Origin of the sequence: Nostoc sp., from assembly GCF_036919495.1 — a bacterium.
In the GTDB taxonomy this organism is placed as follows: domain Bacteria; phylum Cyanobacteriota; class Cyanobacteriia; order Cyanobacteriales; family Nostocaceae; genus Nostoc.
Map to the genome: position 1 here is coordinate 20,594 of NZ_JBALBZ010000082.1, position 7,025 is coordinate 27,618.

A 7,025-nucleotide genomic window follows, 5' to 3' on the forward strand; every position below is an offset into this window, starting at 1 on the left:
TATGAATATAGGCATCATTGGCGGAGGTATAACTGGGCTAGTATTAGCCCAACGTCTTTCAAATCAAGGACATAAAGTAACTGTATTCGACAGTAATAAGCAGCTTGGTGGACTTACCACTTATCATGATTATGGGTTGTTTACCTGGGATCGGTTTTATCATGTTATCCTCCCTTCTGATACTCATTTAATAAATTTTCTCCGAGATATTGGTCTTGGAGATAAGCTGCGTTGGCATCGAAGTTTAACAGGCTTCTACGACAATCAAAAATTTTATTCTATCAGTAACTCTATAGAATTTTTGCGCTTTCCTCTGTTTGGACTTATAGGTAAAATCAGATTAGCTTTCACTCTACTGTATGGTTCACGCCTGAATAACTGGCGACGCTTAGAGAAGATATTAGTTGAAGATTGGCTATTGAAACTCGGTGGTAAAAGCACATACGAAAAGCTCTGGAAACCCTTGCTTCTATCAAAATTAGGAGAGAACTATAAGCGAATATCAGCAGTTTTTATCTGGGCTTATATCAAACGGTTATTTTCAGCGCGTGATTCTTCATTAAATAAAGAACAACTTGGTTATGTTTCAGGCGGTTACAAAACTGTTTTTGATCATATAGAAAAATTAATTTACACGGCTGGGGGTCATATCCACACAGGCGTTGCGGTGGAATATATTGCACCTCATCCAGAGGGGGGAATGGGGGTAGAATATCAGGGCAAAAAGGAACATTTTGATAAAGTCATTTTTACTGGCCCAGTTAATATTCTGCAACAGATTGCTGCAAAAGAACTGGTGAAAGTTTCAGAGACAGGTGAAACAGTAGAATACCTGGGCGTAATCTGCATGGTACTTATTACTCGCAAGGCTTTAATTCCTTATTACGTAGTAAATATTGCCGATAGAAATGTTCCTTTTACTGGAGTTATCGGCATGAGTAACCTAGTTTCTTTGCAAGAAACAGCAGGATATCACATGACATTCCTACCAAAATATATACTTTCCACTGACCCGTTATTAAAACAGCCAGATGATGAATTGCGCCAAGTATTTTTCCAGGGTATACGTTTGATGTTCCCAGAACTCAAAGCAGATGATATTGTTGCAGCACACATGAATCGAGCTATTAAAGTACAGCCACTACAAGTTTTAAATTATTCAAGCCTTGTTCCAAAAGTGAGTACTGAAAACGATGATTTTTTCGTCGTCAATACTTCACAGTTGGTCAATGATAGCGTCAATAACAACGCAGTCGTCCGGCAGGTTGATGAATTTCTCAAGAAATCAACATTACTTAATTCTTAAGCTTAGAGAATAATATTTTGAAAATTACACGAGGTACTTATGAGTCTTTTTGTTCTTTTACCCGCATACAATGAGCAAGAATCAATTCGCCCCTTGTTCAAAAAGTTTCAGGTATTGCAGCAAATATCTAATATGGATATCCGGCTGATTCTTGTTGATGATGGTAGCAAGGATGCAACTGCTCAGACTGCAATAGAAGAATCTCAATCGCTGGGGATATCACTGAAATTAGTCCAACATCCCAAAAATGCTGGTTTAGGTCAAGCAATTAAAACAGGTTTCACAACTTTCTTAGAAATTTCTAAAGAAGGTGATTTTTTAGCCGCAATGGATTGCGATAACACTCAACCACCAGAACTATTAATCAAGATGTATGAGACAATGATAGCTGGTAGCTATGATATTGCGATCGCATCTAGATATCGAAAAGGCTCCAAAGTCATAGGCTTATCAAAATTCAGAGAGGTGATGAGCTACGGAGCAAGCTGGCTTTTTAGATTTGCCGCCCATGTACCAGGTGTAAGAGACTACACTTGTGGTTACAGACTGTATAATCGTACTTTCGTCAGCAAACTAGATATTTATTATGGCGATAGTTTATTCACTGAAAGTGGATTTGCTTGCATGATAGATTTATTGCTGAAAGCCAAAGCGCTCAAACCAAAAATTGTAGAAATTCCAATGGTTTTGAGATATGATGAAAAGCCAAGTGCCAGCAAAATGAAAATTATTAAAACTATTACTCGAACTCTAAAGGTATTGTTTAAGAATTTAACATCGCCAGCGCCAACTACTGCTAATGTAGGTCAGACTTTTAATCAGCAAGAAACAGTAAGAATTCCCTTGAAAATGACAAATCGTAAATAAAGCTGAGAAAGAATAGGCTCTCACCAAGAATTAACTAGATGGAAAATGGTAATTTATCAATGGTATCATTCTAGGCATGAGCAAGGCATAAATCAAAAATAACTTTGATTAAATTGTTGCTTTTACCGATATATATGGATATTCTTTCCTAAAAGTTTAAGAAATTGGAAGACAGTCTAAGGCTGCCTTCCAATTATTTATGTATGAATATTTTAACTTTCTGGTTTGCTGATTCTCTGCGTCTAAATATCATGTCCGCAAAAATAGTTATGCTAACCACATAGCCATTACACCCTACCCATTAATCCCCTATTCGCTTGCTCTTAGGGGAGACAAAGCGTAGCTTTGGCGGGATGGGGTTCTTCGGGTTTAATTAGTAATCAAGGGGATATCATATAAACATTACACCCAGTATTGCATCGCTCTCCAAAGGGCGTTACTTAAATATTTCACTCACGCTTAAGAGAGGGAAATAAATTTCCAAGGTGAGGAAACCCCTACTACTTAATTACCGACTCTGACTTTCACTGATTTGTTAGACTGAACACACCAGGATTTTTCAGTCAAATCTCTGAACTACGCCAGCAGACGAGGCTACCCATGCTTACAAGTACGCTACTTCTCTCGAATCAACTTCCCACCCTCCAATATTCCTCCACACCAGAGCGTTTCGATGAAACCTGGGAAGCCCCCCTGGCTACCCTCCTGGGACTAGGACGCGCCGCAGGTGCTGACTTCATCGAATTATTTTTAGAGCGTCGCAACTATATTAGTTCTCTTGCAGAAGACGACTCCATCACTAGTATTTCACCCAGTCTGTCTACAGGCGCGGGAGTCAGAGTATTTCGTGGCAAAGCTGATTGCTACGTTAGCACTAATGACCTTTCGTTTTCCGGTTTGAAAGCAGCTTTAGAAAAAGGTCTTTCTATCCTGGGATTGCAACTACCCACTGCTAAAGCTTTCATCCCAGAAATCAACCTAGAATTATTAAGAGATTACGCCACCAAAAGAGGTAAAGATGCTTGGCTACCAGTGTGTAGTTCCATCCGAGAAATGGGAGAAGTCCTCCTTGATGGTACTGCCAACCTGAAGCAAAAAGCTAGCCACGTCCAATCGCGCCGTGCTACCTATTTCCGGGATTGGCAAGAAGTTTTAATCGCCGCCAGTGATGGCACTTTTGCGCGTGACATTCGCCTCACCCAGTCAGTAGGATTTAACCTGTTGTGTGCTGATGGTGCTAATCGTGCTTCCATCGCTGAACGCGCTGGTAACACTAGCGATGCCAACTTCTTGAGGACTTGGGATTCTCAACAAGCCGCCGAAAAAATAGCAGAATCTGCTGGCAAAATGCTCTACGCCGATTATGTAGAATCAGGTACTTACCCGATTATTATGGCCAATCACTTTGGCGGCGTAATTTTCCACGAAGCTTGCGGACACCTGTTAGAAACCACTCAAATTGAACGCAATACCACTCCCTTTGCTGACAAAAAAGGCGAAAAAATTGCCCACGAAAGTTTGACAGCCTGGGATGAAGGGCGGTCTGAAAATGCCTTCGGGACAATTGACATGGATGACGAAGGTATGCCTGCTCAAAGAACCTTGTTAATTGAAAAAGGCGTTCTCAAAAACTTCTTAGCAGATAGAACAGGTTCTGCACGCACCGGACACCCTAGAACTGGAAGTGGACGCCGCCAAAATTATACCTTTGCTGCTGCTAGCCGGATGCGTAATACTTATATTGATTCTGGCGAATATAGCATTGATGATTTATTTTCCTCGGTTGATAAAGGTATTTACTGTAAAAAGATGGGTGGCGGAAGCGTTGGTGCTACAGGCCAATTTAACTTTAGTGTTGATGAAGCTTATTTGATTGAAAATGGCAAAATCACCAAACCGCTAAAGGGAGCAATTCTTATCGGTGAAGCGAAGGAAATTATGAATAAAATTTCCATGTGTTCCCAAGATTTGGAAATTGCACCAGGTTTTTGTGGTTCCGTCAGTGGCAGTATTTACACCACAGTAGGACAACCCCACATCAAGGTTGATTCTATTACCGTCGGGGGAAGATAATAATTTTGGATTTGATATTTTGGATTTTGGATTGTAAATGATCAGGATATTACGTCAATAAAAAGAAAGCTACGAGACAAATATAAGTCATAAGCTCATAAGTTATAAGCTCAACCACATCTAGCATAATGCTCAATTGTAGGGTGGGCGTCTCGCCCGCCCAAGAAATACAAGCAAATTTTTTGTGGAACAGCTTACTTAACATCCAAAATCCAAAATCTAATATCCAAAATAAAATTGCTTCCAATCTAAAATTCAAAATCCAAAATTGACTATGCCAAATATCAATGAGATTGCAAATTCTGCCAAGGACAATGCTAAGAAGCTTGGTATTAAGAAATTCGACATTTATGGCTCAACAGTAGATGATACTAGCGTCCAAGTAGACCAAGGTGAGCCAAAACAAGTCAAAGCCTCAAACCGCTCTGGTGTTACTGTTCGTGTCTGGAATGAAGATAATACAATGGGTGTCACCAGCACCACAGATGTAGACCCCAAGGGACTGGAATTAGCTTTGAAAACTGCCTACGAAGCCAGTTTCTTTGGTGTTAAGGAAAATGTTCCTGATTTTAGTCCAGAAGCTACTGTTCCTATTGAAAATAAACCCCAAGATAAGACACCCCAAGCACCTGTTGCTGAACTTATAGAAAGATTGTTGGTAGCTGAAAAAGAATTACTAGCAGCTCATCCAGCCATTAAAGGTGTGCCTTATAATGGGTTATCGCAAAGAGATATTGACAGGTTTTATCTCAATAGCGAAGGTGCAGTGAGAACTGAATCTCATTCTTTAGCATCAGTTTATCTTTACAGCAAAACTGAGGAAGAAGGAAAAAAACCTCGCAGTGCAGGTGCTTTTAGAATCAACCATAATTTAGATAATCTAGACATTAATGGTTGCATCAAAGAAACCGCAGATAAAACTATCAGTCACTTGAATTATGAAAAAATTAAAACTGGTAAATATCGGGTTGTTTTTTCACCGGAAGCTTTCTTAAGTCTGTTGGGTGGTTTTTCTAACTTGTTCAACGCTCAAAGTATTTTGGATAATCAAAGCTTATCTACTGCTGATGATTTAGGTAAGGAAATTGCTTCTCCTCTGCTTTCAGTTTTTGATGATGCACTGCACCCAGCTAATGTAGGCGCAGAAAGTTTTGATGGTGAAGGAACTCCTACTCGTCAGATTTCACTGATTGAAAATGGTGTTTTAAAAAGCTTTCTCCACAGTGCAGGCACTGCCAAAAGGTTCAATACCCAGCCAACAGGTAATGCCAGTATTGGGGCAAAAGTAAGCGTTAGTCCCAATTTTTATCACGTTTTTTCAACAGCAACTACTGAAGAAGAGTTAAGTTTAGAAACTGCTGAAAATGTGATTTTTATCGATGATTTACAAGCTCTCCATGCTGGAGTTAAAGCTTTGCAAGGTTCGTTTTCTTTGCCGTTTGATGGTTGGCTAGTTAATAAGGGTGTCAGGACAAGTATTGAGTCAGCAACTGTTGCTGGCGATTTCTTGGAAGTCCTGAAGTCAATTATTTGTGTAGGAAAAGAGCCAGAATTAACCCCAGGGGGAGTTTGCCCGAAAATTTGGGTTAATGAACTGTCAATTACTGGTGAGTAAAAGTTAAAAAGTAGAGAGTTAGGAGTTGAATATAACTCTTAACTCATCACTTTGAAATCATTATTCACCATTAGTATTCACCACCAATGCTAATGGCAGTATTAAATACATCAGCACCGCTTAAATCAATATTAGCCATAACAGCGCCATCTACGTCACTATTATATAAACGGGAATTACTCAAATTAACGTTGGTAAGATTAGCGTTATTTAAGATAGTATCGCTGACAAATGCTTTTGTGAGATTAGCAGACTTCAAATTTGCACCAGTTAAATCAGCACCTTCTAAATTAGCACCTTCGAGATTAGCCCCTTTTAAATTTGCATTTCTGAGGTCAACACCTATCAGGTGAGCGCCTTTGAGGTTTGCTCCTGTTAAATTACATCCAGAACATTCTCTAGTTTCCAGCAAGCGCCGGACAGGGGCGGAGTTTTCTGCTTTGACGGAAACGGGAGCAGCTAAAGATAGCGTGCTGAGTATGGCTGCTGCCGTCAAAAAAATTCGTTTCATATTTACCTCCGACACTTCTAGAAGTCATTAAATTTTTGAACTTCTACGATACCAGTGTGCCAATATTACAGAATTCTGTACTCATGCGATCGGAGGAATATATAATATCTATGAGATTAGGTATTCTTCTTTAAGCTAGTCCGATCGGACTAATATTAATATTATTGGACTCAACTGCAACAACTGCAAACCGCTATATATTTTTAGTCGTTAATTGTTCCATCAGGCATGACCGCACCACGCAAATCTGCACCAGTCAGATTTGTACTACTCATTTCTGCTCTGATTAGATTTGCTTTACTTAAATTAGCACCAGTCAAGTTTGTTCTAGCAAGATAGGCATCAACCAAGTCTGCTTCAGTGAGGTTAGCCCCACGCAGGTTAGCCCGACTTAAATCAACTCTATTTAGCCTTGCAAAACTCAGGTTTACTCCACTCATCTGGCATCTAGTCAGTTTAGCATCTGCCATAATTGCACCATACAAGTTAACACCTGTAAGTTCGGCATCAATGAGATTTGACCGTTCCAGTCTAGCGTTCATTAGGTTAGCACCTTTCAAGACACTGTTGGCGAAATATTGCTTAACAATTTTGGCAACGTAATATTGCACGAAAATTCTGATTACTTCCGCAGCGATAGGATAATTAAATCC

At 39.7% G+C, this 7,025-nt stretch carries 6 protein-coding genes; 4 read left to right on the forward strand and 2 right to left on the reverse strand.

All coding sequences use genetic code 11. The features are described from left to right. Window position 1: 1 nt before the first annotated feature. The 4 genes from V7K25_RS12055 (at window position 2) to V7K25_RS12070 (ending at window position 5,861) form a co-directional block, all read left to right on the forward strand. The gene (locus V7K25_RS12055) at window positions 2-1,306 is read left to right on the forward strand and encodes an NAD(P)/FAD-dependent oxidoreductase (RefSeq protein WP_335158149.1); all 1,305 of its coding nucleotides are present in this window, start codon (window positions 2-4) and stop codon (window positions 1,304-1,306) included. A 39-nt stretch (window positions 1,307-1,345) separates the two neighbouring features. Continuing rightward, window positions 1,346-2,173, forward strand: a complete 828-nt coding sequence (locus V7K25_RS12060; RefSeq protein WP_335158153.1) for a glycosyltransferase family 2 protein — start codon at window positions 1,346-1,348, stop codon at window positions 2,171-2,173. 600 nt (window positions 2,174-2,773) lie between these two features. Further along, entirely contained in the window at window positions 2,774-4,246 is a 1,473-nt protein-coding gene (locus V7K25_RS12065; protein WP_335158155.1) for a TldD/PmbA family protein, read from the forward strand. Between the two features lie 274 nt (window positions 4,247-4,520). Continuing rightward, complete coding sequence (locus V7K25_RS12070; RefSeq protein ID WP_335158157.1) at window positions 4,521-5,861, forward strand: TldD/PmbA family protein; 1,341 nt, start codon at window positions 4,521-4,523, stop codon at window positions 5,859-5,861. Between the two features lie 70 nt (window positions 5,862-5,931). Here V7K25_RS12070 and V7K25_RS12075 read toward each other — a convergent pair whose 3' ends face one another. Both V7K25_RS12075 and V7K25_RS12080 read right to left on the reverse strand, forming a co-directional pair. Continuing rightward, window positions 5,932-6,372 (reverse strand): pentapeptide repeat-containing protein, encoded by a 441-nt coding sequence (locus V7K25_RS12075; protein WP_335158159.1) that lies wholly within the window; start codon window positions 6,370-6,372, stop codon window positions 5,932-5,934. Between the two features lie 203 nt (window positions 6,373-6,575). After that, window positions 6,576-7,025: pentapeptide repeat-containing protein (locus V7K25_RS12080; RefSeq protein ID WP_335158161.1), on the reverse strand; the 450-nt coding region annotated here is incomplete at its 5' end.

What these genes read in the sequence shown, in the direction of transcription:
- V7K25_RS12075 (WP_335158159.1), bottom strand. Translation starts at nt 6,372, where the DNA reads ATGAAACGAATTTTTTTGACGGCAGCAGCCATACTCAGCACGCTATCT.
- V7K25_RS12055 (WP_335158149.1), top strand. Translation starts at nt 2, where the DNA reads ATGAATATAGGCATCATTGGCGGAGGTATAACTGGGCTAGTATTAGCC.
- V7K25_RS12065 (WP_335158155.1), top strand. Translation starts at nt 2,774, where the DNA reads ATGCTTACAAGTACGCTACTTCTCTCGAATCAACTTCCCACCCTCCAA.
- V7K25_RS12060 (WP_335158153.1), top strand. Translation starts at nt 1,346, where the DNA reads ATGAGTCTTTTTGTTCTTTTACCCGCATACAATGAGCAAGAATCAATT.
- V7K25_RS12070 (WP_335158157.1), top strand. Translation starts at nt 4,521, where the DNA reads ATGCCAAATATCAATGAGATTGCAAATTCTGCCAAGGACAATGCTAAG.